The sequence below is a fragment of the Streptomyces sp. AC627_RSS907 genome (assembly GCF_019049165.1).
In genome coordinates this window covers 1-568 of the sequence record NZ_JAGMUE010000565.1, presented here as the reverse complement: position 1 = coordinate 568, position 568 = coordinate 1, and the positions used below count along the sequence as shown (strand labels likewise).

1 pseudogene is annotated in these 568 nt (G+C 73.8%); it reads right to left on the bottom strand.

The features are described 5' to 3' along the window. Window positions 1-68: 68 nt before the first annotated feature. Window positions 69-568: pseudogene (locus KUM32_RS37095) on the bottom strand (purine-nucleoside phosphorylase); the annotation flags it as partial.

The window sequence follows — 568 nt, the reverse complement described above, 5'->3', positions numbered from 1 at the left end:
GTGGAGCGCGGGGTGGTCGGCCGGGCCGACGCGGCCGGGCCGGACCGGGACGGGCCCTGGGTGTCCGCTCAGAGCTTGCCGAGCACCTGGCTCAGCAGGCTGCCCATCCGGGCGGCCGAGTCGCGGCCCGCCTGGAGGACCTCCTCGTGGTTGAGGGGCTCGCCGGTCATGCCCGCGGCGAGGTTGGTCACCAGCGAGATGCCGAGCACCTCGGCGCCGGCCTCGCGGGCCGCGATGGCCTCCAGCGTGGTGGACATGCCCACCAGGTCGGCGCCCATCGTGCGGATCATCGCGATCTCGGCGGGCGTCTCGTAGTGCGGCCCGGGGAACTGGGCGTACACGCCCTCCTCAAGGGAGGGGTCGACCTGCTGGCACAGGGCGCGCAGGCGCGGCGAGTACAGGTCGGTGAGGTCGACGAAGTTGGGGCCGACGATCGGGGAGGTCGCCGTGAGGTTGATGTGGTCGCTGATCAGCACCGGCTGGCCGACGCGCATCCCGACCCGCAGCCCGCCGCAGCCGTTGGTGAGCACGACGGTCTTGCAGCCCGCGGCGACGGCGGTGCGCACAC